We start from the raw sequence: 26,966 nt of genomic DNA, 5'->3' as shown, positions 1-26,966 counted from the left end.
GGCGTTGCGTTAATTGTATGTTATTCAATTCCGTCGAGTTCCTCCTTTTTTTCATCGGCATCGGTTTCGTCTATTTCGCAATACCGGCTCGCTTCCGGTGGATGCTCCTTCTTTTCGGCAGTTATGTATTCTATATGTCATGGGAACCATCCTATGCGGCGCTTCTCGGCCTCATCACAGTAGTCAACTACTATCTGGCCATCAGACTCGGTCGATCCATCACCGTAAGGGGAAAGAAGACAATCCTCGCTCTGACCGTCACTATTAACGCAGGTTTGCTCTTTTCACTGAAATACCTAGGCTTTTTTGCGGAATCCCTTCGGACGGTATTCCATCACCATGGCGTGGCGGCGGCAATCCCGGTCTTTTCCATCGCCCTCCCTGTTGGCATCTCTTTCTACACTTTCAAGATAATGAGCTACACAATTGATGTCTACCGGGGAAAACTAGAACCGGAAAGGAATATCGGCCTCTTTGCCCTCTACGTCGCTTTTTTTCCTCAACTGATCGCAGGCCCCATTGACCGGTCGACGAGACTCCTTCCCCAGTTCCGCGAAGAACAGATGTTCGACTACCGCAGGGTCTCAGACGGACTTAAACTGATATTGTGGGGTTTTTTCCAAAAAATGGTAATTGCAGGCACCTTGACCATCATGGTCGACCTGGTATACAGCAAGCCGGGTCAGTATGATGCGCCCACTCTCGCCTTGGCCACGCTCTTCTTTGCGTTTCAGATCTACTGTGATTTCTCCGGCTACTCGGACATTGCCATAGGAATAGCCCAGGTATTCGGCTACGGGTCGATAAACAACTTCGAACGACCCTATTTCTCACGCTCAATTCCAGAATTCTGGAGAAGATGGCACATATCGCTTTCTACATGGTTCAGAGACTACCTTTATATACCGTTGGGGGGCAGTCGAATTTCCATTCCCCGATGGCATGTGAACATTATGATCGTATTTCTCGTGAGCGGCCTCTGGCACGGAGCAAACTGGACCTTTGTAGTATGGGGAGCCATTCATGGATGTTACTATATTCTGTCTGTCCTTACCAAGAGCGCGAGAGAGAAAACGGTTGCCACACTCGGACTTGTCCGGTTACCCCGACTCCACCAGGGCATCCAGATGGCCATTACGTTCTGCCTCGTGACCTTTACGTGGATCTTTTTCAGGGCAAACACGATATCGGACGCCTTCTATATAGTCTCAAAGCTTTTTACTGGCTGGGGGAGCGCCTCGGAAACAGCGGGCACCAACACGCTTGCATCTTTCGTATCGTCTCACTTCTTTGAGTTTTGCGTGGCCATAGTCTCCATCACCGTCATGGGGATGGTCCACACGCTTCAGGTGAGGGGGAACGTACGGAACATGCTCCGCTCTAAACCAATCTGGCTGCGATGGGCCGCCTATTATGCCATTGTTGCGGCAATACTCCTCCTTAGCAATTTTGGTTCCAAACAATTTATATATTTTCAATTTTAAGGGATCCCGTGAAGAAGTTTGTCACAAAATCCATACTTTTCGCTGCTCCGTTCGTAGTTCTGGCGCTCGTCGAGATATTCGCGCTCCCTTTGGACTTTTTCACGTTCAGAGTGTGGGAGTCCGTGAAGGTGGACACGCTCAAAAATATACTCCCCGGATACTTTTATCCGAGGATAAGCATAACCAAGACAGAGCAGGGCGATATCACGCACCATACAGTCTACGCCCTCGAAAAAACGGTGGAGTGGCATACAGATCAGTTCGGTTACAGGAACAGGGATGACACCAGGGCACCGGAAATTGTGATTATTGGGGACTCCAATACGGTGGGCACCGGCCTTACCCAAAGTGATACCCTCTCTGTAGCCCTGGAGAGCCGACTCGGGGTACGGGTCTATTCGTTTGCGCCGGCAAGCCTCAACGTATTCCTCCGGGACCGGCAGTTGACGCACGATAAACCCCGCGTGGTGATAGTGGCTACAATAGAACGGGATGTCCCTTCGCTCCGCACTCTTAAGCCGGAACTCACATACCCGTCCGTGTTAGAGAGGAAGTTTATGGAACTTAGATCCGCCATAAAAGGGTTCCGCTCACTACAGGGCGTCGCGGTACCCGTCGACCGCCTGTTCAAAGCCAACATGCTCCATTATTATCGGGCAAGTGTGAGGAGGGCCATCACGATGGTCTTTCTCCATGGAGAGAAGATCCCGCCTCCGAAACAAAACATCCCCTCAATGCATTTCCTTTTTGGAGACCTGGCAGTCCAGGATGTCCCGCCCGACCAACTAGAAAGGGCCCTGACAGTGGTCAAATCTTACAACGACTTACTCAAAAGTATGGACATAAGATTCATCTTCCTTCCTATTCCAAACAAAGAGAATATTTATCACGACCTTCTTCCATCAAAGAAAAAGCCTGTCTTCCTCGGCCAAACGATCGACGCTATGAGGAAAAAGGGCATAGAAACCATAGACCTTCAGAGCGCCTTTGATGAGGCATACAGAAGAAACGGTCCGGTTCTATATCTGCCCGACGACACCCATTGGAGCGCAGAAGGGGTAAGGATAGCCGCAGAGTTGCTGGCCGATGCCATATCCGGGAAGAAAGAGGGCAAAATCTCCCCTAAGTCTCGTTGAGACATAATTTTCTTGATTTTTGAGCGATAAAGAATGGAATGTAATTTGTTGACTGGTACCAGACCCGCCGTCTTCACCGGATCGCTACACCCAAGCTAAAATTGTCTTGACGCAGGGAAGTTCGGTACGTCATACTGCTCAGGAAACTACTGACCCGAACATACCCGGTTCACCTCAGAGTGGCCGACAATATACGAGGGGCAATAGAAAATTATGCCACAACAGATATCAAAACTGTCGATAATTGTGCCGGTATACAATGAGGAGAAGACGATCTTCGCCGTCCTCGGTAAAATCAATAAAGCCAGCCTCCCGAACGGAATCGCCAGAGAGGTCATTGTCATAAACGACGAGTCCTCCGATAATACAGAGGAAGAAATCAAGAGGTATCAGAGGGAAAATCCTGCAGCAGAGATACGCTATCTGAAGCATGAGACCAACTTGGGCAAGGGAGCGGCATTACGCACAGGCATAATGGAGGCATCTGGAGACTGTCTCATCATCCAGGACGCCGACTTGGAGTATGATCCCGATGAATACGCGCTGCTTTTGAAGCCATTCTTGGACGGACATGCTGATGTAGTCTACGGGTCCAGGTTCATGGGAGGGGGAGCCCACAGGGTGCTCTTCTTTTCCCATTCCATAGGCAACCGGTTTCTCACCTTTTGTTCCAATTTGCTTACAAATCTCAATCTCACGGATATGGAGACGTGCTACAAGCTTTTCAGGACCGACATAATAAAGGGAATCAGACTCAGGGAAAATCGGTTCGGCTTTGAGCCTGAGGTGACAGCCAAGGTCGCACGCGTTCCCGGCGTCAGGATTTACGAAGTAGGCATTTCTTATTATGGGAGGACATACCGGGAGGGTAAAAAAATAAACTGGAAGGACGGCGTGAGGGCCCTTTACTGCATCATGAAATACGGACTCCTGAAAGGAAACTGACCGTCACCTTACCGTACCCGGCATGAGGAATTCTCCGTCCCGATGCTTCCCTTCCAACGCTGACCTGCGAATCCATATCTCGCTGTTTTTGATCTTTTTGTAAGGCACATACTCGCGTCTGATGTAGTCCACAAGGATAGGCAGCCTTCTTTCGTTCGATATCCCATCAATTTTCATCCATATCTTGCGGTTCTCATAAAGGATCAACTTGACGTTCTTCTTATTCAAATCCTCAACTATCTCATTCTGAAAGAAGTAAGGCAATGCGAGCCATACGATCTGGAACCTCGTGGGGCTCGCCTTATCCACAAGATAGTACCATGTCGCTTCGTTCGTCATGGTAAGGAAGTACTCATCATCCTTTAGGTTAGTCTTTAAGTATGCGGCAACTTCCAAGTCGTCGGAAGATACGATCTCTTCGTCGGGAGTTCCTGCCGGAAAGTCATAGAACTCTTTCCAATTCAGGTCTGGCGTGTACAAGGAAATAAAAAGAACGAGCATGCTGGAGGCTCCGACTCCAAGGGCTTTTGCCCCCGTCCACCCCTTCCTCATAAGCATGGGCGCAAGATAGTGCTTCATCAGGATATACACTCCGGCAATAAATATGGAGGCCGACACGTACTTCACATGGATGGTATCCGCTCTCCCGAGAGGACTCCTGAAATAGAAGACCGAGACCATGGCCAGGACTATCTCAATAAAATACCTGATGTAGAAGGCCTTGAGTTTTTGAATGACTCCCATTTTTGAAGAACGCATCAATTTCACGAAACGGATGGTGAGAAACCAGAGTATTGCTGCGATGAAAATTACGGGCAGCAGATACCTGGCCCTCTCGAAGGGATAGAGATAGGCATCAAGGAGTCCCTTATATTTTGGCATAATAACCACGTTGTACAGGAAAAAATCCCTGTACGCCCAGCCGATGGCGAAGCCGAGGACAAGGAGGCCAGCAACATATCCAAGGCCGTGACATAGCAGTGCCTTCCGGTCCCTTCCGTGAAAATGGAAGAGATAGATAAGGATGCCGTTTATGAGCGATGCGGCGAGAAGGAAAAATCCTCTTTCCACGGAATGAACAAGTGCCAGCATAGGAATAAAGCTGAAAAGAAAGAAAAGAACACGCCCTTCTCCTCCGGCCGACGTCTCTTCCGCGTCGTCTCTCATATGGCTTACGAGAAGAACCGAGACGATGATAAAGAGCCAGAGACAAACGTCCCGCGTAATAATAATGAAGGAAAGATGAAAGGGATTTACCAGCATGATGATGAGCAGGACCGCCAGCGCAACTGCCGAATAGTAGATATTTCTCCTGAACAGAAAAAAGATGGAGGCCGAGAAGAGGAACAGGCTAAGGATTTGCATCAATGACTCGAGGGTCCGAACTGATGCGATTGATTTCCCAAATATCTTGAAAGCGAGCACACTGCGGAGCGGGTCCTGAAACACACCGTGGACAAATATGGTATCCCTGAAGGGCACTCTCCCCTTCAAATAGTCGATTGCGGCACCCAAGGTCTCCCCTTCGTGAAATTCATCGAACAACACGGACGTTTTATGGTAGGTGTAATAATTTCCAGCCACCACGGCCACAACAGCGATAACCGCGAGCCACAGGACCGTTCTTATCCATGTCTTATCACACTCAGGAGCGGGAAACTCAGCGGTTTCCGCCGGTTCATTACCTAAGAATTTCCTTAAGGAGGAGAAACAAGAGATAAGCAGTAATAGCAGCGAAGGGAGACCGATTATAAACAGGAAGCGCAATATATTGTTGTTGGGGTTCTGCTTCACGATGGCCATTGGCCCCAACACATTCCAGGGATTACTGAAAGGAAGGGATAATAGATTACGGAAAAAAAATGCTGCAGCGAATGCGCAGCCAAACAGAAGAAATAACAGCAGGAACCGGACCTCTTGCTTGGAAGGTCTCATTTGAACCTCAAAGCGGCACGCGGAGGGATATCGCCGAAGTATAACTTCATCTTTTCACTCCGGCGCTCTCTCCCCAAGAGAGGTGATGGAAAGTTTTTACCTTGCATGCCAAATCGTGGAAATCCAATTGATTGAAACAGTCTCTTATCATTTCACGGCGCCTGTCTTTCTAAATCGGCAAGATACTCTTCAATATTGCTTCTCGTCACCAGAATCCCGAAATCGGGAGGTACTGCCGGCGGATTATAATGAAAGATCCTGGCAAGGATCAGGTCTCCTGTAACGCCGAGGTGAGGGAAGAAGCTTACGAACAATGAATAATTGAGAAGATCGTATTCGTTGACTGTCTTTTTGTACGCGTCCACAAGGTACGCGATCTGTGTGAATTTGAAAAAACTTATGCTGATAGGAAGAACGATATGCTGAAGCCTGAAATCGAAGTGAAAGAATTGATTTAGGTTGGCGATCACAAAATCGGTATACTTATAGTATCCAAGAAGGAGGGTATTTACGCATATTCCGAATATAAGGAGAACCTTCCGGTTAAGATCACTCATGATGCCGGAACGGGAGAGCGCGGTACCTATCGAGAAATTAATCAAGATTGATATGATAAGCAGAGGCAGGCATCTGGGGTTCCACCAAGCGTAAAAGAAAAGAGACGTTACGATCAGCCATATCTTCGACGCAAGGGTAAGGTGCAACCTGTTCAGTCCGAAATAGACGATCAGGCTTAGGGGCAGAAAAAGGAGAAGGTATTCGTAGGAATTGAAAAGCATGAAAAAGAAATCCTTATCTCAAAATTGGCCTAAAGAATAATCCACGTTAACTTTTGCGTCAACAGGTTTCTCTTTCCAAAGGAAGGTGGGCTACCTCTTGATCAGGCGGTCATGGAAGTCTTTGAGATTTTTAAGCGGGACAATATCCATGCCAGTTACACCCTCGGCGCCTCTTGGACAGAAAATCCTGGTGATTCCCAGTCTCTCGCACTCCTTGATCCTCATGTCCGCCCCTGCGACCCTCCTTATTTCTCCGGTCAAACCGACTTCTCCCAAGAGGGCCGTGTCTTTCCCGATATTGAGGTCCAAGTAGCTCGACAGGATGGCGCCGGCAACGGAAAGATCAATGGCGGTCTCACCTACCTTCATGCCGCTCGTCACGTTCACGTATACGTCCCTGTCGAACAGAGTCTTGCCTAACACCTTTTCGATAACTGCAATGAGGATCGACAGACGGTTCATGTCGTACCCAAGGGAGAGTCTTTTGGGCATGGCAAAATTCGTTTTCGGGGTAATGGCCTGGACCTCAAGCAGGATTGGCCTCGACCCTGTAATGTGGGGGAATAGCGTACTGCCCGAGCCGATATCACTCCTTTCAGAGACAAAGAACTGTGAGGCGTTCTCCACGCTCACGAGGCCTCCCTTCTGCATCTGGAAAATACCGACCTCGTCGACCGATCCATAACGGTTCTTTATCGCCCGGAGCATACGGTAAGACAGTGTTTTATCTCCTTCAAAATAAAGCACCGTATCAACCATATGCTCCAGGATCTTGGGTCCCGCGATGGCGCCCTCCTTTGTGACGTGCCCTATAAAAATGTGTGCCGTCTCCTGTCTTTTCATCTCCCTTATGAGCCTGGACGATACGTCTCTGATCTGGGTAGGGCTTCCTGGAAGCATGGGAAGTTCGGAATTGTAGACTGACTGAATAGAGTCTATAATTACGAGGTTATAGTTGTGTTCGTTCAACGCACTTAGGATGTCTTCCAGCCGGTTGGTGGTAAGTATGGGGAACGGTTTCCCAAGCATGAGCCTCTTCCGTCTCGCGGAGAGCTGACGTAGAGACTCTTCCCCGGAAACGTAGAGAACGCCATGACCCAGCTCGACCATCCTGGAGGCTATCTCAAAACAGAGGGTCGTCTTGCCTATGCCGGGGTCGCCTCCGAGAAGGATGGCGGAACCGCACGTGAGGCCGCCCCCCAGCACTCTGTCCATTTCTTCAATACCGAGAACCACCCGTTCCTCCGTCAGGTCCTCATCGGAGACAAGTACGGGTTTTTCCGGGGCGGTAGTCTCGTCCTTCTCTACCCTGAGCTCCTTAAACGTGTCCCATCCAGCGCACCTGGGGCATTTCCCCATCCATTTGGCTGTCTCATAGCCACAGCCTTCGCATACAAAAACGGTCTTCTTTTTCATTCTAAAGCCTTCCATGAACACGGTTTCAGAAACGAAACCTGATAAGAAAACATGGCGATAAGCTACTTCCACGCCTTCGGCAGTTTCTTAAAGAACAAACTCATAAAGCAATGAATCCCTGACAGTCAAGCTTTCTCATGGCGTTAAGGAATATGGCCATGGGCAACAACGGCTCCTTTTTATAGAATAAACAGCTCCTGAAATTGACGTAATCACTAATATGGACACGCTTCAGCCGTTTCGTCTCAAAAAATTCCAAGAACTTTTGCCGGTCACATCGCCTCAGGGCTTCATCTTGACAGAAAGGAGTGTACACCAAATATCTGGACGGGATGCGGGAAGCATCTTGAGACACTCCCTGGCCCTGTCAATATAGCGGCCGTAGATCACCAGATCGCAGCCTTTGAAACCTGCTTTTCCGGTAACAATGGATAATCTCTTGCCGGAATATGAAAAAAACAGCCAGCGCTAAACAGGATTCTCATATAATGACGATTTTCTCATCCATATCAGTCAGTATCCTGTATCCATCCTTTTCCATGAGAACAGTGTTCTCTATACCGCACGCCCCCTTCTTTGGGAATACCATTTTCGGTTCTATGGCAAACGTCATTCCCTCGACGATAGGGTAATCGTGTGTTGCTGAAATAAAGGGAAACTCGGCCAATTCAATGCCTATTCCATGACCCAAGAATCTCACTTTATGGGGCTTGTAACCCAGGTAGGCGTCACCGAAACCCATCTCGACGGCAAGCCTTTCCGACTCCTCGAATAAGTCCTTGCTTGTCGCCCCGGTGAGCGCTTTGTCGAGAACACGGTAATGGATCTCCCGGCACGCCTCGTAGGCTTTCACAAAGAGATCTGGCATTGACCCGATGGCATACATGCGCGTCTGGTCCACCTGGTACCCGTGATAGCATATACCAAAATCGATCAGTATCGGCTCACCTTTCCTGATCTTTTTCATGCTCGCTCCCACGGGAAATGCCGGCGAAAGCCCAAGACCGCCCATGGGAGAGTCCGACTGGCTCACGATGGTTCCAGTACGTCCGCTTAGGATGTGCCAGGTATAGGCCTCGTAGTTATAAGACCGGACACGGAGCAGTCCTTCGTGTCCCAGTTTCTTTGCATGTGCCTCAAGAATACCTCCCACTTCGATCTCGCTCATCCCTTCTTTTAGCACATGGGGAACAATACCGTACACTTTCTTCTGTATATCAGCCGCCCTCTCCATGAGGCGCACTTCAAAGGGCGATTTAATTTTCCTCAACTCTTTCACAAGGGGCGAGACATTGGTCAGATTTGCATCGCCCGTCACGTCTCTGAACTTCACCACATCGTTGTAGGGAATCACGTCGAGCTGAAGTCCCACTCTTTTCATGGGTTTGATGTGGGAAATTACGTCCCTGACGGACCGCATGGGGACCATCTCGCTAAGAGGCGATTCCCTTCCGGCCCTCGACATCTCCCTTTTTACGAAAAGGATAGGTTCCCCTTTGAGCGGCACGAAAAGCAGAGAATCCTGCATAGTGCCAGAAAGATAGAAATAATCAATCTTATAATGGAAAAAGGCCCCGTCCAGAGAGGCCTTTTCCATGAGTACCTTGAGTTTCTCTATCCTGTTGTAAATCTCTTCCTGTGGTGCATATATCATAGAGGAATATTGCAGTTCTTTACTTGTCTTTCCAGACCGCTTTTCTCTTATTCATGAATGCAGAAATCCCCTCGCTTGCATCCTCGGTGGCCATGCAGTCGTGGAGATAAATCATTTCCGATGCCTTGAGGGCTTCCAGGAAATCGACATTGAGTCCTGCTTTGATTGCCCGTCTCGTCCACATGGCAACGGGTCTGCTTTTATTGAGGAAATCTGCCAGGAACTTATCAACTCCTTCCTTGAAGCCTTCAACGGGCAGCACCACGTTGACAAGACCGATCGCCTCTGCTTCCTTGGCACTTATAATCTTGCCGGTAAGGAGGAGTTCATATGTTTTCTTGAGGCCGATGATCTTCGGGAACCACGCCGCTGCCACGGGAGGGAATACACCTACCGCGATTTCAGGCTGGCCTATTCTCGATTTCTCTGATGCGATCACGATGTCGCAATATGCCATCAGTTCGCACCCTCCGCCCAGGGACCGGCCGTTTACTACCGCCACGGTGGTGCAATCAAGTTCAGCCATAAGCCGGAACATCCTGTGGAAAGCCTCAATCATGTCGCCTACTTTATCCGGCGTATGGTCCGCCACATCAACACCGTCACAGAACGCCTTGTCTCCCGCATGGTCAAAAATCAGGAGCTGCAGGGACGGGTCCTTCTTTGCATTGATGATCACATCGTTAATCTCATTCATCATGGAAATGGTGATCCAGTTGGAGGGCGGCATATTCAGGGTAACGCGGGCCGTTTTATCTTTTTTTTCGTAAGTTATAAAATTGTAAGCCATAGTAATTCTCCCTTCGGATAAGGTTCAAGCGCCGGTTCCCAGCGGAATCGGGCGACCCCGCGGGAGGACCAGGAGCCAGGAACCAGTAATAAAAAAAGGGGGGACAAATCCCCCCTTTCTCTTTTTTCGTTGTTACTTCTGCGGTTTACCCATAACTGCTGCCATGAAATTGTCGTCCACAAGCGCGCCGTCTGCGACGAGCTGACGATATTTGATAAAATCAATGGTGTCCATACCGGTCATCTTCTTGGTATTGAAAGCACCAAAGCCTAAGTAAGCCTCGCCCATCATGTTCGTTGCCAGCCAATATCTGTGATCGTTCTTCATGGTATCCCAGAAGAATTTCTTTTTCTGGCGGATGCCGTCAATTGACTTCATCAAGCAGCCCGGGAACAGATTCGCGAAGATCAAGCTGATGCGGTTTACTTCTCCATCGAGAAGTGAGAAATCATAGGCGTTGTTTTTCAGTTTCTCATTTACCCATGCTCTCGCGTCTTTTGCTTCCTGACCGGCCTTGTTCTCGCCGTACACGATTTCGCCATCTTTCACGAATGTGTCGGTGATGACCTGAGGATTCCGTACCCATGCGCCCTTGTCGTCTTTGAGGACAGGAAGAGCCTTGGAGATCAGGTTCTTTGCTTTCATCTTGTATGCTGACCACATTTCGCAGCTTACACAGTTCCACATCGCGTCTTCCGCGCTCAGGAAGTACGGGAGGAAGTCGGAGGCGCCGCCCACAGGGGCAGAACCGTGTCTCGGGCCTGCCTGGCCGAAAATGGCGAGGTCGGAGGATACAGCGATGTCACAGGCAAGGCCGATTTCCTGGCCGCCGGCAACTCTCATGCCGTTTACGCGACAGATTACCGGTTTCTTGCACATTAATATGCTGTCTACCATATTGTTGAAGAGTTCCATGTATGAGCCGTACTCTTCAGGACGCATGCTGTAGTACTCTGAATATTCTTTCGTGTTGCCGCCGGTGCAGAACGCATTCGGACCCGTGCCAGTGAAGACTACGGAAACAACCGAGCGGTCTGTGGAGGAATTCTCGAAACCGGCGATGACGCCCTTCACCATCTCGGTGGTATAGGAGTTGTACTGGTTCGGGTTGTTGAGTCTGATCCATGCTACGTAAAGACCGGGAACTACGTTGCCCTTTGCATCCAGAAGGGGCTTCTTCTCATACACGGTACACGGGGCTTCCGTTCCCCAGTGGTTCGTGCCATGTCTGCTGTGGTCTTTCATTGATTCTTCTCTTGGCATCCAATCTAACATAATTTTCCTCCTTTAAATTTGATAAATGTTACTAGAAATCAGGCGTAAGGACTACCCTCTTCTCAGGGGATCCCGCCTTATGAATCTCTGCAAATGTTGCTGCGATCGTGCTCATCTTTCTGACCTCGACAAACGGGTCGATCTGTATCTTCTTGCTCAGTACCATGTCAAGGACGATCGGATAATACTCCGGCAGACAACCCCAAGTTCCGATAACTTCAGCGTCAAAAGCCATCAGCTTGGAGAACATATACTCGCTCTTCGCCATTCCAAAGCCGACGAGGATGAGCTTACCTACGAAGGAGAGAAGGTCGAGAGCCAAGTCCTGACCGGCTTTCGAGCCTGTTACTTCAAATATCTTCCAGCCCGTATTTACGGCGCCGGTCGTTTTGCAGAAGTTTCTCCACTCGCCGACAATGTCCTTATTCGTCTTATCTAAGGTACTGATTACTGCATCGCAGCCGAATCCGAGAGCTCTTTTCAGCTTTTCAGGGTTACGGGCGATACCGATCACGTTCTTCGCGCCGAGAGCTTTGGCGGTCTGGGCCATATACACGCCGACTCCGCCAGTTGCGCCGATGATAATTACGTTGTCTCCGGGCTGGAGATCTGCTCTTTTGCATGCCTGGTACGGGGTGGTAACCGCATCCGCTACAACGGCAAGCTGCTCAAGGGCATAGCCGCCTCTGTTCTTGACTTCACAAAGGTCAATCGTGGGTACCGGGATGTGGCTCGCGAAACCGCCATACACGCCTATGCTGTTTCCAGGCATTTTCTGGGCAAGGCATCTGTTTCCTCTGCCTGTTTTGCAGAGAATACACTTTCTGCAAGGCATAACTGCAGGGATAATTACCTCTTTCCCGATCCATGCGGCATCGCCTGCTACGACCGTCCCGGCGATCTCATGACCCAAGGCCAAGGGTGGCTTACTTACAGTCGGGACACCGTCAAAAAAGTAACCAAGGTCGGTGTGGCATACGCCGCAACCCGCCACCTGTACCAGCACTTCGCCTTCTTTCAACTCGGGCACCGGTATCTCGGCAATCTCAAGCTTGCCGGGCGTTACTTCTTTCGTCTCTCTGTTAACCGAAGTCGGTTGGACCATCTGCCACTGTTTTATCGTTTTTGGTACATCAGCCATAAAACACCTCCGTATTTGAATTAAAAATCATCACCCCCTCCTCGCTTCTTACGTCATTCCGTAGCCACCGTCTACACACAGGAGCTGACCCGTAATGTATTGTGAGTCATCTGATGCAAAAAACACAAATGCCGGCGACACATCTTCCGGTTCCGCGTATCTTCCGAGGAGGATCCTTCTTGTGTAAATTTCTTTCAATTTTTCATCCGTTGAAATTGTGTGGGTCATTTCGGTGGTGACGATACCGAGAGAGATGACATTTGCCGTGACTTTAAACTTCGCGAGTTCTCTGGCTGCCGATTTGGTCAAAGATATCACCCCGCCTTTCGCCGCAGCATAGTTAATCTGGCCAATGGTTCCCACCACACCCGCCACCGAGGTGACGTTTATGATCCTTCCATAGTTCTGTTCCATGAAATACTTCGAAGCCGCCTTGGTCGTAAGCCAGGGGCCTCTCATCTGCACATTGACTACTTCGTCCCATGTGGGAACATCAAGCTTATGCAGCATTTTCGGTTTGGAAATACCCGCGTTGTTGACAAGAATATGGATAGACCCGAAATTCTCCACACAGGCGTCAACCACTCTCTTGGCATCTTCTTCCTGACCTACATCGCCCTTTACGGCAACAGCTTTTCTGCCCATGCCTTGAATCATCTTTACTACTTCGTCGGCCGCAGTCTGATTCCCAGCATAATTCACGACGACATTCGCGCCTTCTTTGGCAAATGCTAAGCTAATAGCCCTTCCTACCCCTCGTCCACCGCCAGTGACAACGGCGTTCTTGCCCTCTAGCTTCATAGGTACCTCGCTTTTATTTTAATTGTGAAAAAAAGTATTAACTATAATATTATATTTGAACGTCAAATTATGTCAAGACAAAAGATTAAAAAACATGTTCACAAGTGCTGCTTTTCATGACACCTGACGGCAGTCGTGAGTCGCCGGAACAGGAAGAGCTGAAAGCGCCCGGGGGAGATGCGCGTTCCTTGCCTATGCGCTCATCTCTACTATCCCCAAGGTTCTGCATGGAATATCCTCATACTTGACCAATCAGGCGGAAATCAAGCTCTTTTATCCCCTCTTATTGACCACGTGTCAATCATAAAGAAGCAAAGCATACAGCATTGGGGAAACGACATTTTGTCTATTATATGTTGGCGACAGTGGCTTTAGAGTTCGCCTGCTTCATGCAGTCAGTACCGCCCGCGCTAAACAATGCTTTCCTGGTGCAGGCCTGTTGTCCTGTTAAAGTCGGGAATCAACAAAAGAGCGTTAATGCCGGAGGCGGGGCTTGAACCCGCACAGAGCCAAGCTCCACCGGATTTTGAGTCCGGCGCGTCTGCCTATTCCACCACTCCGGCCTTATGTCTTATAAGCTATTAGAGTTTAGCAAATAATATTGATCAATGTCAATAAACACCGTGAAGGGAGAGACTGCGGGAAGCTTAAAAAAAAATGGGGAGGCATAAGCCTCCCCACAGGTAGACAGATCGTTCTTCTTAGAAGAAGTAGAATGCGCCGACCCTGACCGTGTAGTAGGTACCGTCTTTCTGACCCACAGGCACACCAGGGATGAGGTTAGACATTTGATAACCCGCGTAACGGGTGTTGAAATAGGCGCCTTCAATGCCGAACCTGATCGCTGCGTTTACGTCGTACGAAAGATTCAATATCACCTGGGTAGTATTCTGGATCGCATTCGCATTGACTGGTGCTCCAAAGAAGCTGCCATCCCCATTACCATAGTAGCTGCTCAGGTTGTTTCTCGTATATCCGAACCAGCCATTGGCATAGAACTTGTCCGTGAACCAGTAGGACAACTGTCCCCATCCGCCGTAGGTAGTAGGCGTGTGATACGCAGGATACAGACCAAGATAGCCGCCATATGGGTTGTAATTATAAGTCTGTGTGGTTGCAGGACCCATGAACCATCCTGGGTTCTGAGCATAGAAGACAACGCCTGACAGAGAGAGGGCGCCTTGCTTGTTGCCTTTCTTCTCCGGGATAATAGGGATGAAGCCCTTGAAGGCGATACCATAGGCGTTAACGTCTTTATCGCCCCTCAATAAATTGGTATCACCAATCAAACTGTCAAGAAAACTGTAAGTCATTTTCTGACGTCCGTAGAAACCTTCCAAGTTGAAAAGCATCTGCCACGGACCGATGCTGCCGCACTTGTCTGTCGTCCAGCCGATAGAACCTTCGAAGAAAGGCAGCTGGCTCTTGGTGTAGCTGTTCACTACGCCGGTAGGCGTGGAACCGGGATCTGAACCCAGTGTGTTTGCTGAAGAGATAACGCCTAACGCCCAGTTCCAGTTTTTGGCGAAGTTCTGCTCAACTCTCACGAGGGGCTGCCTGGAACCCTTAAGGAAGGGGCCAATGCCATTGTACTCAAGGATAGTGCCTGCGTAGGTGGGAAGAACGCCCCACTTCTGCCAGGTCTGGCCGATGAGCAGTTTCGTATTCGCCCAGTCGAACTGCATGTACGCATGCCTCAGGGTGAAGGAACCCTGGTTTTGAGCGGTGGCGCTGTTGGAAGTTTCGTTTCCTCTGAAGTGACCTTCAATAAAGGCGGACGTCTTCGCACCCCATGCATCCGGGCCTTTTACGAGGAAGTTGAGCCTTGTCTCGCCGCCGTACATATAGAAGTTGCCGGTCTGGTCAGCAGCGGTCTCAAAAGGTCCCCAACCCTTTCTCTGGGCTACGTACGCATCCTGACCCTGTGCCTGGCTTCCCCAGCCCATATCAAACTTCACGTAACCGCCGATGGTCATATCCCATTTGCTGGTTGCGCTGCCGGCGAAGCTAACTGCCGGTAACGCAAGAAATAATGCAAGTAAAACAATAACAGTTTTCTTCATTCCTGCCTCCTTGTTTATAATTTGGTACTACTTTATAATTTGGTACTACTTAATTTGGTACTACTTATGTGTGACTCCACCTCCTTTTTATTAAAACTTTTTAATTTTATAGCAACACCTAATTTTTTTGTCAAGCAAATAATTAAAAAAATTTAATATTATTTCGGAAGGCGGATGATCACCATTAATCCATCGACTGCTTTCTTTACATCTGAGATAAAAATAGGGTAAAAGAACTAAATATGATGTTTTGCACACAGACGTACAGGCGAATGAATGAGGAGGCGAAATGGACCCAAAAGAAAAGATCATCCTTGCCCTTGATGTGGACCGCTTTGAAGAGGCCCAGAGAATTGTCCTCGAATTCCGAGACTATGTGGGGATGTTCAAAGTAGGAAAACAGCTTTTCACGCACTGTGGTCCGAAAATCGTGGATTTCATAAAACTGAAGAACTCAAAGGTATTTCTTGATTTGAAATACCACGACATACCGAACACGGTGGCCAAAGCATCCATAGAAGCCGTGAAACTTGGCGTCGACATGCTTAATGTCCACTCCTCCGGTGGATTCGCCATGATGAAGGAAGCGAAGACCGCGATCAACGACACGGCAAAGGATCTCGGAATATCAAGGCCGAAAATAATCGGCGTTACGGTCCTTACAAGCCTTGATGACAATGAACTCAAGCGGGTGGGTTTTCAGATGACCGCCCACGAACTGACCGAGAAACTGGCCCTTCTCTCCCGGGAAGCAGGACTTGACGGGGTAGTGGCAAGCGGTCACGATATCGAAATGATAAGAAGGTTCGCAGGCGACGACTTCATTATCGTTACGCCGGGAGTCAGGGTGGACGAGAAAAAGAACGACCAAAAAAGGACCATCACGCCTGGCGAGGCAATACTTAAAGGGGCTACCTACATCGTTCTCGGCAGGACCGTGACGGCGGGAGACAACCCTAAAGAATTACTGACCAGAATAACAAAGGATATGGGAGATGCCGCTTCTTACAGACAGAAATAGCATCCTTTCGACCATCTCGGACCGTCCCGACACGGTCCGGAGGCTTTCCGTCGAGAAAGGATATGAGAGACTTTCCGACGAGATTATTAAGGCCGCGAAGAAGCAGGGCATATCTTTCAAGGTAATGCCCAGAGAGCTTTTCGCAAGACAATTCAAAGGCGAAAAGTGTCACTTCTGCCTGGAAACAGATGAGTTTTCATACACCGACCAGGACGTTTTCTTGAAAGGACTTAAGGGGCTTGCAGCGCCGCTCCTCTCAGCCTTTGACGGTATATGGGACCCTCAGAATCTGGGGAATATCATGAGAAGCGCCGCCTGTTTCGAGGTGGACGCCCTGATTGCACCTAAGGAGCGGTCGTGCGGCGTAACCGACACCGTTGCCAGGGTAGCGAAAGGCGCGCTCAGCCATGTTGAATTCGTGAGAGTCACCAATCTCTCGCGATACCTTGAACGGATAAAGGAATCGGGCGTTTTCTGTTACGGCCTGGACGAGGCCGCAGACAGACCATTGTGGGAAGCCGATTTACGCGGTCCCGTCTGTCTCGTCTTCGGCAGAGAGAGCGGACTCCGAAGACTTACCAGAGAAAAGTGCGACGAGGTTTTCAATATCCCTACTTCCCCTGCGTTCCGTTCGCTGAATGTGGCGACATCGTTCGCGGCGGCAGTCTGTGAGGCAAGAAGGCAAAGAATGACCAGCCCGGACGGTCTTAACAGGAGGCCATGAGGCGCCTCTTTAGGCTTTACTTCCGTGCCGCCTTTCCCTTGGGTAAAGTTCGCGGATTAGAATCGGTTCGGCGCAGTACGTTTAAATCTTGCTTACATAAGGACCGACCAAGGGAATGGATGACGGCTTTGGTGATCCCATGCGGCTTGAGCGGTTGATATGATATAGTTATAAAAAGCAAAACATTTTATCTACTGGATCCGTAAGACCATATGCATCACCCGGGGAGGTTCTCGTGTTGACAGTCAAAGAAGCCATAGCGCAGAGACGAAGCATCAGAAAATTTAAACCCGTCCCGGTCCCCGAAGAACATATCACCGTTTTGCTGGACTCGGCACGCCTGGCCCCCTCCGGCTGCAACGCCCAGCCCTGGCGTTTCAAGGTCGTAAAAGACCGGGAGACGAGACTGAAACTTGCCGACGCATCCTATGGACAGTCCTTTATTGCCGAAGCCCCTGTCGTCCTCGTCTGCTGCGCCGACGTCATGGGTTACCTCAACGGCACGGTTTCAGGTACACAGGACCTTGGAAAGATAGGCGCTATCGAAGATCGGGTAGTCGAGATAATCCTTAAGCGAACGGACTTGCTTAGAACCATGAGTGTGGCGGAACTTGGCCCCACCCTAGCACTTAATGTCGCCATAGCAATAGAACACATGGCGCTAAGGGCGCTCGACTTCAGCCTCGGAACCTGTTGGGTACGCCTCATAGACGGGCAAAAGATCAAGGACCTCTTTAGCTGGGACGATAATACATTGTATGTGGTCGCCCTTCTCGCCGTGGGCTACCCTGACGAATCTCCTGCCCCACGGAAAAGACTCGCCGTTCAAGAGATCATCATAGACTGAATAAGGATACAAAAATTTAGAGTGGTCCCTTAAAGACAGTCGGCATCTGAAATTGCCAATAATCAAAGGAAGCTAAAGGTGTTCAACACACACCATAAGCAAATTGTCAGGTCTGCTATCGATAGGATTTTTAGAAACAATCTTTGTCCGTCTTGGGAGTCGGCCTAAGTGATGCCGTGTACAAAAATTTTTGAGGCTAATTCCGGTTTCATGTCCTTTATCTCGCCCTCTCCATGGACGCCTCTGCCGTAGGTACGCGGCAAAGGGGGATCATTTAAGGGAGATGTGCCCTGGTTCTTTATCTCCAAACTAATCGGTTCCACCTCAACAGACGGTTTCCCTTCAATCGCCCGATTAGATTCTATGAGTTTCGGGAAATCAACAAAACCTATTGATGATTCAAGGAAAGGAGCCACGGTCAGACCCGTACTAATGATGAATAAGGCATGAAACGTCAGAAACCGGTCCGGTCCACGTACCGGCCCATTCGGAAGTACTGAAGCATCTTGTGGAAGGCCTTTGACTCCAGGGGATCGCTCTCAAAGCCGAAAATGTGAGTCGGACACGAGCAGTCCGAGGAACCGAACCCGTTCACCTGCCAACCTGCCATGGAGGAAACTGCCTCTGCCAAAACGCATTCAAGGCGCTCCGATGAACGGATGGCAAGGGCGGCCCGCACATCACATATCGCCCTCAACTCGTCAATATGCCAGTGGTGGAGTTTCCTTATCCTCAGGTGCCGTTCAATCCTCTTATTAAGGTTCGTCATGGCCGAACCCACGTACACGTAGTACCCTTCCCTGAAAAATGTATCCCCAAGACTTCCAACCGGAATCCTGTGACCCCCGTTAAGGCGGAGGACCAGCAGATAGCTTCCTCCGTCGCGGGCCTCCTTTTCTATATAGTCCCACGGTACGCTAAGGAGTCTCACCTCCGTATCGAGAGTCAGGTCATCCCGCCATTTCACCGCCAGAGGGATTACCTGAACATCATGCCGCACTTCCAACAGGGTCCGGGCAAAATGAATGTCCGTATGGTAGTCGGGCATGAAAAAAATGGGCGTGGGCCAGTGGACCACGAAAAGCACGGCCGTTCTTGCACCCTTCTTCTTAAGCTCTCTAAGTTCAATGAGATGTCTCGCGCCCCTCGCGGTGACCGCGTCGGGAAACATGGCTACCCTTTCACCTACGAGCGTGCATGATTTCACTTCAAGGTAGACCGGCGAGGAGGTCCCGTCATCAAGGAGAAAATCGAACCTGCTGTGCTCAACCGGTACTTCGGCCCTCACGATACGCATGCCCTCTAACCCAGGGATTCTGTCTTTCACTATAAGATGACGGACTACGTCATTCGTCCGATGGGTATGGAGCATGACCGGCCGATTCTCACGCTCCACAGCAACGACCGTAAAGCATGTTTTTCTCCGTTTAAACGCCTCGTCTTCCGTGACATACACGATGGAATCGGGCAGCAGGAGTTCCAGAAGCCTTCCCGGATTAGGAAGGAACGCCTCCACGGGCAGTCCGTCGAGTTCGCATCGCACGAGAAACCGGTTAGGGCGGCTCAGGAAGCGGGCTTTGCGGATATTCCAGAATAATGCGAGGGGACTCAATAATTTCTCTCCACTCCTCTCGCAATAAAAGTTTTACTATCTATGTTCTTCGCTCTTCTTCTCCCCTATGCGATTCACTTGATGCTCCCGCGCCACGATGTCCTATTATGCCTCCTGTCCATTACGAAACAGCTTCCTTCGAGGTGTTTTGCATAGGAGTTCATCTCCGAGGCAATCCCTGCCAACTCGCCATAGTGAGAGAAAGACCCGACCCTGCTCAGGGCAATCCCGATTGAGATGGTGATCACTGGGAAACTCCTCCTATTCCCTTGGCGGTCACGGGACATGATTAGTCCTGTTTTTCTGTCCTCTGCGTTATAGAATGTAGGTACTATCCTGTCAAAGGCACGTATGATCTCTTTCGCAGTCTCTCCTGCAAGTTCCGGGTTCATTATGAACACGAAATCATCTCCGCCGATGTGGCCTACAAAGCTGTCCTTAGGCTGTTTACTTTTCACCATATTACCGATAAGTCTGCCCGCCATTTTCAACACCTCGTCGCCACGGCTGAAACCGTAGTAGTCATTAAAAGGTTTGAAATAATCAAGGTCGGCATAGGCAAGGGAAAACTCACGCCCACCATCAAGCCTCGACTGTATCTGCTTGTTGATCGCAATATTCCCGGGGAGGCGGGTAAGGGGGTTTATCTCTACAACCCTTTCCGACCTCAGGATCGCAAGGCTCACTCTAAGGATTAACTCTTTCTTAATATCTGATTTTCTCAAGAAATCTTCGACGGGTAAACTTTCCCAAAAGGAAGGTAAAAACCTGGTATCCGCAAGAAGGGTGAGAACAGGCAACTGGCTGAAAATAGGATCTTCTTTCAGACTGTTGAGGACGGTAATTATGGTCTGATCATCAGGGTTCATGATATCCACGATCATCAGGTCTGGTATTGAGTTATAGATATAGTCCAGGGCCGAACGCATATCCATGAAGACAACGACCCTGTAAAATTTCTCCAAGATTTTGTCGATTATGCTGATCATGACCATGTCGAGAGAGATAAGAACGATCGTTTTCATGGTAATTGAACAGGCTATTGAAAAAGGTTGGCGGCAGCCTCCATGCCGTCCTCCGTCTCTTTGAGGTCGCCTTCAGTCAGGCCGAGAAGTTTACGTACATTCGAGTTAACAACCGGTATGATACGGTCACCCGCAAAACCAAATCCCATGGCCTTCACAAAAACATCCGCCAGATGGACGATTGCCATCTCCATGCAGGTATACCGTGAAACATCAAGTCGATTATGCTTCCCTGTCATTTCAATCATATTCTTTAAAAACTCCGCTTCTTTGAGTTATCCAGGTGACGACTTCCACGCGGATCACCTCGAAATATGCCTTTTCCGTTTTGTCAATCAGTATATCTTTACGTTCAGCATCACCTAAAAGTTTTATATTCGTCAGTATACTGGATCACAAGGATCGCTTTCCCGGGATCGTAAAAGCCCCCCCGAAATGGAGACCTCCTTAAACTCTTTTATCTCCTTTTTCTTCGCCAGAACCCTCGCGGCGCTCAGGCAGGCGAAGCAGTATTCCCATAGCCCTATCATGGTTTTCTGCATCCGATTGAAAGCACAGATACCGAGGAACAAGCCTTTTATCACTTTTAACCCGAGTAGCGGTACAACCCCTTGGGACATGTAGGATATTCTGCCTGGAAAGCCATAGATTGGTGAATAAAAGACAGGGGCTTGAGGCATTCCTTTTACAAAAACGGTTCTATATCCATGTCGTGTATCCTGTCGATAAGTGCGACGGTAAGTTCGGTATCCTCCGTGAATATTACACGACACCATTGGCGTTGATAACCGATTTGGGTAAAATCATTACGGGCTGAAGCGTATCCGGGATCAATCGGAGCATAAAATACTCTTTTTAATATACCACAACAGGCGAAAAAACCACAAAAAATAATAGGAAATACTCAAAAGCGGCTGCTTCGCGGGCATTTCCTCCGACTGACTGCCGTCTATGATCTCAATAATGGCTTTCCCGCTCGGCTTTTCTATGGAGCATGAAGGGACCCATTCTTCCTTGATTTAAAGAGATTTATTATCATGTCCGGCTTTCTGTCGAACACGTTAAGGTACACAAAAAAAGCTCATTGTTCTCCCCTCCCAGTAGGGGAGGCATACAGGCAAAGCCACCCTGAAACTCGGTTACACGGAACCTTCCCGACTTACAGGAAGAATTGTGGCGCAGGATATTTTCGAGTCTCAAGAATTCTTCGTGACCTACGCGCCTGAATTCAACCGGCAGACTGTCTTCTACCTCCGAAATATTAGCCTCTTAATTCACACCACCTCTCATTTCTCTTTCGCCCAGCATGGTACAAAAGGCGTCCGATATCTCGGGGTCGAACTGCATACCTTTGCACTTTTTGATCTCAGCAAGGGCAACATCCTTGCTGAGCGCCTTCCGGTAAGGTCGATCGCTTGTCATGGCGTCGTAGGCGTCGCACACCGCGATGATCCGGGCACACTTCGGGATTTCGTCTCCATGGAGAGTATCGGGATAACCAATGCCGTCAAATCTCTCGTGATGGTAACGGATGATTTTTGCCTCACTGGACAATATTTCAAACCGGTTCACTATCTCTTCGCCACATGCGGAGTGATCTTTCATTATCTGATACTCGTCGTAAGTCAATTTTTTCGGTTTTAGCAGTATGGAATCGGGCACCCCGACCTTACCCAAGTCATGGATAGGTCCAACTACCTTGAGGACATCTTCTTCGTAATCGGTAACCCCTATTACCCTCCCCAATTTCAGACTCGCCTCCGTAACGCGCTTGCAATGTCCTTCCGTGTAGAGATCTCTTTTATTGATAGCAGTGATCAGGGATGTAAGTGTCTGGAGTGCGTTTTCGAAGAGACTCTCGTACAACATATGGTTTTCGATCTGCGTTGATGCTTTTTCAGTGATAAGTCTTAGAAAAAACAGGTCACCTTGATGAAACGCATCCTTTCCGATACCGTTCGCTTTACCGTCCACCATAATGAAACCAATACATTCACCCTTGATCAGAAGGGGCAGGTAGAGTTTACTGCCCTCGTAGAAAAACTTCTTCGACAAATGTGAATGCCCGAGAAACTCATCAGAGAGGGCAACTCTCTTATCATTGGAAACCTCGTTCTTGCCTCCATTGCCCCTGTAAAGAATCAACTCCTTCTTTTCCCTGTCAACTATATAGTACCCGCACGATTTCGTATCCATCACCTCGCCTATGATGTGGATCATCTTTTCGTACACGTCATCGAATATGTTGAGGGAATTGAACTTGTTGGAAATATGGTACATTGTCGTCAATTCTCTTATCTTGTTCTGCAGTTCCCTGTTTAGCATCTCGATTTTCTGCTTATCCTCAATGCTTTGGAGAATGCTGTCCTTCTCAATGAGAAGTTCCCTCTCGCGGAGAACCCGCATCATGGAAAGCATAAGCTTATCACATTCAAAAGGCTTCATCAGGAAATCGGAAGCGCCTTTTTTCATCGCCTCTACGATAAAATCAGGCTCATGATGGCCTGTAATCATGATTACCGCTACTGTCGGATTTTTGACTTTTATAGTGTCAAGGAGTGATAAGCCGTTAGTATCGGGTAATTTTACATCAAGGATAACGATGTCAAACTCTTCTCTGTCGAAGATGTCAATGGCCATCCGCCCAGTATACGCAACGCGCACCTCACAATCGTTCATCTGGAGAAAATCGGACAGAATCTCAATTACTTCCTCACTGTCATCAACAAGCAGAACTTTCGAACCTTCTATCATTCACAAACCTCTGTCCGCGCCAACGTTTCATACCGTAACTTTTTCATAAAATCCTCTCCATGCCGCGCCGCATCATCAAGTCTAAAACCTTCATTTTCTAAGCAGGTCCAGTTTCATCATTTCATTAAGGATTCCTTCCACGTCAATCAGTTTTGATACCCCTGACTTATCAGCCGTCTGTACCGCGCAAGCCTCTCATAGAAGCGGGTCAACTTCTCGAAAAGCCGCGCATTCGCCTTCTTCAACATGATCTTATCCCTGGCGTTCTCAACTACAATCTTCAGTTCTTCCATCCTGAAAAGCTTCACAATGTAGTCGAGTCCAACCTCTGAACGCTTCTATGTCCATATCAAGGGATACATAGCCGGTAATGATGATAAATCCGTATTGCTCTTGTACTTCGCGACCTCTCTTAAGAAGTTAGGTCCCCGTAAATTCGGGCATTCAAAGTGTATTGAGGTCTTTGATGATGAGGTTGTACGGATTTGTCTAATACTTTTCCAGAGCCTCCTTCCCGTCACCGGCGCCGTCTATGAAATCGCCTTCATCCTTTGGATTAGATAACCCTCAAGTATTTCACGCAACTCCTTATTGTTATCCATTATAAGTATACGATATATCTTATATGTTTGTCATTCACCATTTTTAAAATCTTTTTGTCATCCTCTTGTGAATATATCTGCAAAATCTTTGCCACGTGTCATTGCAAACGGGAAAAGGGAAAGTATGGAGTGTAAATCCATGCTGCCAAAACACCCCAACCATCCGACCCATCACAGTACCACAGCACAGAGATGCCTTGTCATCACGGGTATCCCTATTTTTTAAGCGGCGCATGGACTTCTCTTAGCCGCTTTATGAGATATCCGTAAAGGAAAGAGATGTTCCTCCTGGGGATCTCGCCCTTGTCGTACTCGTCAGCCATTACGTTCACCTGCCATAGGCATTGTATGGATTGTATGGATTTACTAAAGTCGACCGGGCCTCCTATGGATTGTTGCTGCTGGATTGTTGTTGCTTTTTGTCTAACTGTTAACAACATAGGCAAGGTAATTCTTAATTCTTTGCTGAATTTGACACCTAATGACGCCCAAGGTCTGTAGGATGTTATCCTGTCGGTAAGATCGGATGCGACTACATTCATGAGCTTTAGTTGGTAACCGTCGAGCCGTTCACGTCCCATTTCACATTGTCTCTGAAGGCTGCCGATAGGTTGTCTATTTCATTCAAGGAACTATGGCGTATATTTATCCCTCGTATCAATCAGGGCTTTAAGCTCGCCTCCGTTCACAGTGTCGGTGATGTCGGTTCACCGCATCCCATTTCCATCAGTCCATGCGGTCTTCAAAAAACATGTAGCCATATCCAGAGATATAAGACTCGCAGACGACAAGAAAGCGCCATAGCGATAAGATCGGCCTCGAAATGGCCGACTCGGCCGACTCAATTGGTGACTTGATGAACATTATCTCGGGGCAGGCCTGAAAAGAGTTCGAAAAGGCTGGCATCAGCTTGAAGAAGGTATGGTAATACCAATCGTGGTTCGGTCACAACGTGGAACTCAAATTTCATTACAAGAATCCCGATTATCCCGTTAACCTTCTACTTTTTTATAAAGGATGGCAGAGAAAAGAGGTGATGTTTCTGGACTCCTCCTTTGGGCAAGAGCCACCATATTTACCCTTCACTGCATCACTGCTTTGGCCACGGTAGAAACAATACTGCTGCCGGGGCGGACTGTCCTTGGCCTCCACTGGAGATCCCACATTCTAAACCGCTCTCTGGTCCATAGGTCGGTCAAATCGTCTTCGAGTTTAATTTATTTAAATTTCAGGCAATGAAAAAACAATGAAAAAATTGTATAATGGTCCCCATGAGGTTTGAGTTAGACCTGAAATGATCCTTTATGACTGATAACATTTACAAGGGTAAAATCATAATTGTAGAGGACGAAGAAAGCATTCTTACTATGCTGACGGAATTCTTGGTCTCCAATGGGTATGAAGTCGATGCATTCTTTGAAAGCAAGAAAGCGTTGGCGGCTCTCAAGAACAACAATTACCAGGTCCTCATCACCGACCTGGTAATGCCTAAGATCGATGGACTTCAACTCATTAATTTCATACAGAAAGAATTCCTCAACACTCTGGGCATCGTCATGACAGGGTATGGAAGCCTTGAGACGGCCATCAATGCCATGAGGTGCGGTGCGTTCGATTATCTTCTGAAACCCTTCAAACTTGAGGAAGTACTCGCTACCGTCGATTCAGCAATGCACTACTTCACTCTCCTGAAGAACGAGAATATTCCGAAAGGGCTTACCTTAAAAGCAAATTTACTTCGTAGGTTTTCTGAGAATAAATTGACCAGGGAAAATACGATGCTCCGGAGCTGCCTCAAGGATAAATACAAGTTTGAGAACATTATCGGAATCAGTTTTCCTGTCCAGAAAGTCTTCGAGCTCATTGAGAAAGTGGCCGACACAAACGCCACCGTGCTCATCACAGGCGAAAGCGGTGTGGGAAAAGAACTGGTGGCACGGGCAATCCATTATAATTCCTCGAAAAGAGATAATCCTCTTGTGATAGTCAACTGCGGGGCCATCCCAGAAAGCCTGCTGGAAAGCGAGCTTTTCGGCTACGAAAAAGGCGCGTTTACCGGGGCGATAAACACAAGGTTCGGCCGGTTCGAGCTTGCAAGCGGGGGTTCCATTTTCCTTGATGAGATCGGCGACATGAGCTCCAACCTTCAGGTCAAATTGCTGCGAGTCCTGCAAGAGAAAACGTTCGAGAGAATCGGCGGGTCAAAAACGATCAGGGTTGATCTGAGGATTATCGCCGCGACGAACAGAAAGCTTGAAGATCTTGTGGCGGAAGGAAAGTTCAGGGAGGATCTCTATTACAGGCTCAACGTGGTGCCAATCCACATTCCTCCTTTACGCGAAAGGCGTCAGGACATCCCCCTGTTGTTCGATTACTTTCTTGGAAGGTCTAACAAGTTGAATAACGCCGTAATAGAAGGTTTCAGCGAAGAGGCCATGAACGCGCTCATAGACTATGATTATCCCGGCAATGTACGAGAGCTTCAGAACCTCGTAGAGAGGCTCGTGGTACTGAAAAAAACCGGGTATATAGATGTTGAAGATCTTCCGGAAAAATTTTATACCGCGGACAAAAGACAGGAGGAGGTCCCCGTCGACATCGGGAAAGGTTACGAAACACTCGTAACTGAATTCGAGAAATCACTGATCCTCCAGGCCCTCAACGAAACCAAAGGAGTCAAGAGCAAGGCAGCCCAAGCCCTAAATATGAACAGGACCACTCTAATAGAAAAGATGAAAAGACTCGGGCTGAAGTAATACCGGTCCTGATATCTCAAGACCTTATCGCCCGCTGTTTCGCTTTCCATTCTCCCATTCTCCCATTCTCCCATTCTCCTTACCAACTTATACCAACTTAACAAAACACATACTATAGAATATTCTGTAAATATCCAAGAAGAAGGGGTGTTTACAGGACGCCAGCGCCATTATCGAAGGACTTACGTAAACGCATAATAGATGCA

25 protein-coding genes and 1 tRNA gene are annotated in these 26,966 nt (G+C 48.6%); 8 read left to right on the top strand and 18 right to left on the bottom strand.

Annotated elements, in window-relative coordinates:
* The first annotated feature begins 17 nt into the window (after window positions 1–17).
* The 3 genes from LBQ00_07035 (at window position 18) to LBQ00_07025 (ending at window position 3,565) form a co-directional block, all read left to right on the top strand.
* Window positions 18–1,484 carry an MBOAT family protein gene (locus LBQ00_07035; protein ID MDR2018607.1) on the top strand — a complete coding sequence of 489 codons (1,467 nt, stop codon included), beginning with the start codon at window positions 18–20 and terminating at the stop codon, window positions 1,482–1,484.
* Window positions 1,485–1,492: 8 nt separating this feature from the next.
* Entirely contained in the window at window positions 1,493–2,620 is a 1,128-nt protein-coding gene (locus tag LBQ00_07030; GenBank protein ID MDR2018606.1) for a hypothetical protein, read from the top strand.
* A gap of 213 nt (window positions 2,621–2,833) precedes the next feature.
* Window positions 2,834–3,565, top strand: coding sequence for a glycosyltransferase family 2 protein (locus LBQ00_07025; GenBank protein MDR2018605.1), 732 nt, complete (start codon window positions 2,834–2,836; stop codon window positions 3,563–3,565).
* A gap of 3 nt (window positions 3,566–3,568) precedes the next feature.
* Here the strand turns inward: LBQ00_07025 and LBQ00_07020 are convergent, their stop codons facing one another.
* The 10 genes from LBQ00_07020 to LBQ00_06975 all read right to left on the bottom strand — a co-directional run bounded on the left by LBQ00_07020 (window position 3,569) and on the right by LBQ00_06975 (window position 15,419).
* Complete coding sequence (locus LBQ00_07020) at window positions 3,569–5,368, bottom strand: hypothetical protein (protein MDR2018604.1); 1,800 nt, start codon at window positions 5,366–5,368, stop codon at window positions 3,569–3,571.
* Between the two features lie 284 nt (window positions 5,369–5,652).
* The gene (locus LBQ00_07015; protein MDR2018603.1) at window positions 5,653–6,279 is read right to left on the bottom strand and encodes a hypothetical protein; all 627 of its coding nucleotides are present in this window, start codon (window positions 6,277–6,279) and stop codon (window positions 5,653–5,655) included.
* A 90-nt stretch (window positions 6,280–6,369) separates the two neighbouring features.
* Entirely contained in the window at window positions 6,370–7,695 is a 1,326-nt protein-coding gene (radA, locus tag LBQ00_07010; GenBank protein ID MDR2018602.1) for a DNA repair protein RadA, read from the bottom strand.
* A 481-nt stretch (window positions 7,696–8,176) separates the two neighbouring features.
* Entirely contained in the window at window positions 8,177–9,349 is a 1,173-nt protein-coding gene (locus LBQ00_07005; protein MDR2018601.1) for a Xaa-Pro peptidase family protein, read from the bottom strand.
* 19 nt (window positions 9,350–9,368) lie between these two features.
* Window positions 9,369–10,139 carry an enoyl-CoA hydratase/isomerase family protein gene (locus LBQ00_07000; protein MDR2018600.1) on the bottom strand — a complete coding sequence of 257 codons (771 nt, stop codon included), beginning with the start codon at window positions 10,137–10,139 and terminating at the stop codon, window positions 9,369–9,371.
* 132 nt (window positions 10,140–10,271) lie between these two features.
* Entirely contained in the window at window positions 10,272–11,414 is a 1,143-nt protein-coding gene (gene oah / locus LBQ00_06995) for a 6-oxocyclohex-1-ene-1-carbonyl-CoA hydratase (protein MDR2018599.1), read from the bottom strand.
* Between the two features lie 31 nt (window positions 11,415–11,445).
* The gene (gene had, locus LBQ00_06990; protein MDR2018598.1) at window positions 11,446–12,555 is read right to left on the bottom strand and encodes a 6-hydroxycyclohex-1-ene-1-carbonyl-CoA dehydrogenase; all 1,110 of its coding nucleotides are present in this window, start codon (window positions 12,553–12,555) and stop codon (window positions 11,446–11,448) included.
* A gap of 48 nt (window positions 12,556–12,603) precedes the next feature.
* Window positions 12,604–13,356, bottom strand: coding sequence for a 3-oxoacyl-ACP reductase FabG (locus tag LBQ00_06985; GenBank protein MDR2018597.1), 753 nt, complete (start codon window positions 13,354–13,356; stop codon window positions 12,604–12,606).
* 478 nt (window positions 13,357–13,834) lie between these two features.
* Window positions 13,835–13,919 (bottom strand) — tRNA-Leu (locus LBQ00_06980).
* Between the two features lie 138 nt (window positions 13,920–14,057).
* Entirely contained in the window at window positions 14,058–15,419 is a 1,362-nt protein-coding gene (locus LBQ00_06975) for a hypothetical protein (GenBank protein ID MDR2018596.1), read from the bottom strand.
* 289 nt (window positions 15,420–15,708) lie between these two features.
* Here LBQ00_06975 and pyrF point away from each other — a divergent pair, with 289 nt between their 5' ends.
* The 3 genes from pyrF (at window position 15,709) to LBQ00_06960 (ending at window position 18,011) form a co-directional block, all read left to right on the top strand.
* On the top strand, window positions 15,709–16,440 hold the full coding sequence (pyrF, locus tag LBQ00_06970; GenBank protein MDR2018595.1) for an orotidine-5'-phosphate decarboxylase: 732 nt from the start codon (window positions 15,709–15,711) through the stop codon (window positions 16,438–16,440).
* Window positions 16,415–17,164 (top strand): RNA methyltransferase, encoded by a 750-nt coding sequence (locus tag LBQ00_06965; protein ID MDR2018594.1) that lies wholly within the window; start codon window positions 16,415–16,417, stop codon window positions 17,162–17,164. The genes pyrF and LBQ00_06965 overlap by 26 nt, the downstream gene beginning before the upstream one ends.
* Before the next feature lie 235 nt (window positions 17,165–17,399).
* Window positions 17,400–18,011 carry a nitroreductase family protein gene (locus tag LBQ00_06960; GenBank protein MDR2018593.1) on the top strand — a complete coding sequence of 204 codons (612 nt, stop codon included), beginning with the start codon at window positions 17,400–17,402 and terminating at the stop codon, window positions 18,009–18,011.
* Between the two features lie 164 nt (window positions 18,012–18,175).
* Here LBQ00_06960 and LBQ00_06955 read toward each other — a convergent pair whose 3' ends face one another.
* From LBQ00_06955 to LBQ00_06935, 5 genes are all read right to left on the bottom strand, one after another.
* Window positions 18,176–18,427 (bottom strand): hypothetical protein, encoded by a 252-nt coding sequence (locus LBQ00_06955; protein MDR2018592.1) that lies wholly within the window; start codon window positions 18,425–18,427, stop codon window positions 18,176–18,178.
* 38 nt (window positions 18,428–18,465) lie between these two features.
* Window positions 18,466–19,623, bottom strand: a complete 1,158-nt coding sequence (gene sfsA / locus LBQ00_06950) for a DNA/RNA nuclease SfsA (protein MDR2018591.1) — start codon at window positions 19,621–19,623, stop codon at window positions 18,466–18,468.
* 74 nt (window positions 19,624–19,697) lie between these two features.
* Window positions 19,698–20,648: a diguanylate cyclase gene (locus tag LBQ00_06945; GenBank protein ID MDR2018590.1), complete on the bottom strand. Its 951-nt coding sequence runs from the start codon at window positions 20,646–20,648 to the stop codon at window positions 19,698–19,700.
* A gap of 14 nt (window positions 20,649–20,662) precedes the next feature.
* Window positions 20,663–20,896 (bottom strand): hypothetical protein, encoded by a 234-nt coding sequence (locus LBQ00_06940; GenBank protein ID MDR2018589.1) that lies wholly within the window; start codon window positions 20,894–20,896, stop codon window positions 20,663–20,665.
* Between the two features lie 132 nt (window positions 20,897–21,028).
* On the bottom strand, window positions 21,029–21,328 hold the full coding sequence (locus tag LBQ00_06935) for an HDOD domain-containing protein (protein MDR2018588.1): 300 nt from the start codon (window positions 21,326–21,328) through the stop codon (window positions 21,029–21,031).
* On the opposite strand from LBQ00_06935, the gene LBQ00_06930 reads away from it, so the two are divergent.
* The gene (locus tag LBQ00_06930; GenBank protein ID MDR2018587.1) at window positions 21,298–21,465 is read left to right on the top strand and encodes a hypothetical protein; all 168 of its coding nucleotides are present in this window, start codon (window positions 21,298–21,300) and stop codon (window positions 21,463–21,465) included. The genes LBQ00_06935 and LBQ00_06930 overlap by 31 nt on opposite strands.
* A gap of 452 nt (window positions 21,466–21,917) precedes the next feature.
* Here the strand turns inward: LBQ00_06930 and LBQ00_06925 are convergent, their stop codons facing one another.
* The 3 genes from LBQ00_06925 to LBQ00_06915 all read right to left on the bottom strand — a co-directional run bounded on the left by LBQ00_06925 (window position 21,918) and on the right by LBQ00_06915 (window position 24,585).
* Window positions 21,918–23,402 carry a response regulator gene (locus LBQ00_06925; GenBank protein ID MDR2018586.1) on the bottom strand — a complete coding sequence of 495 codons (1,485 nt, stop codon included), beginning with the start codon at window positions 23,400–23,402 and terminating at the stop codon, window positions 21,918–21,920.
* Window positions 23,403–23,548: 146 nt separating this feature from the next.
* On the bottom strand, window positions 23,549–23,710 hold the full coding sequence (locus LBQ00_06920) for a hypothetical protein (GenBank protein ID MDR2018585.1): 162 nt from the start codon (window positions 23,708–23,710) through the stop codon (window positions 23,549–23,551).
* Between the two features lie 509 nt (window positions 23,711–24,219).
* Window positions 24,220–24,585 carry a hypothetical protein gene (locus LBQ00_06915; GenBank protein ID MDR2018584.1) on the bottom strand — a complete coding sequence of 122 codons (366 nt, stop codon included), beginning with the start codon at window positions 24,583–24,585 and terminating at the stop codon, window positions 24,220–24,222.
* Window positions 24,586–25,308: 723 nt separating this feature from the next.
* On the opposite strand from LBQ00_06915, the gene LBQ00_06910 reads away from it, so the two are divergent.
* Complete coding sequence (locus LBQ00_06910) at window positions 25,309–26,760, top strand: sigma-54 dependent transcriptional regulator (protein ID MDR2018583.1); 1,452 nt, start codon at window positions 25,309–25,311, stop codon at window positions 26,758–26,760.
* Window positions 26,761–26,966: the final 206 nt, after the last annotated feature.

It is taken from the genome of Syntrophobacterales bacterium, from assembly GCA_031274925.1.
In the GTDB taxonomy this organism is placed as follows: Bacteria; Desulfobacterota; Syntrophorhabdia; order Syntrophorhabdales; family Syntrophorhabdaceae; genus PNOM01.
This window is presented reverse-complemented; position numbering and strand designations above follow the sequence as displayed.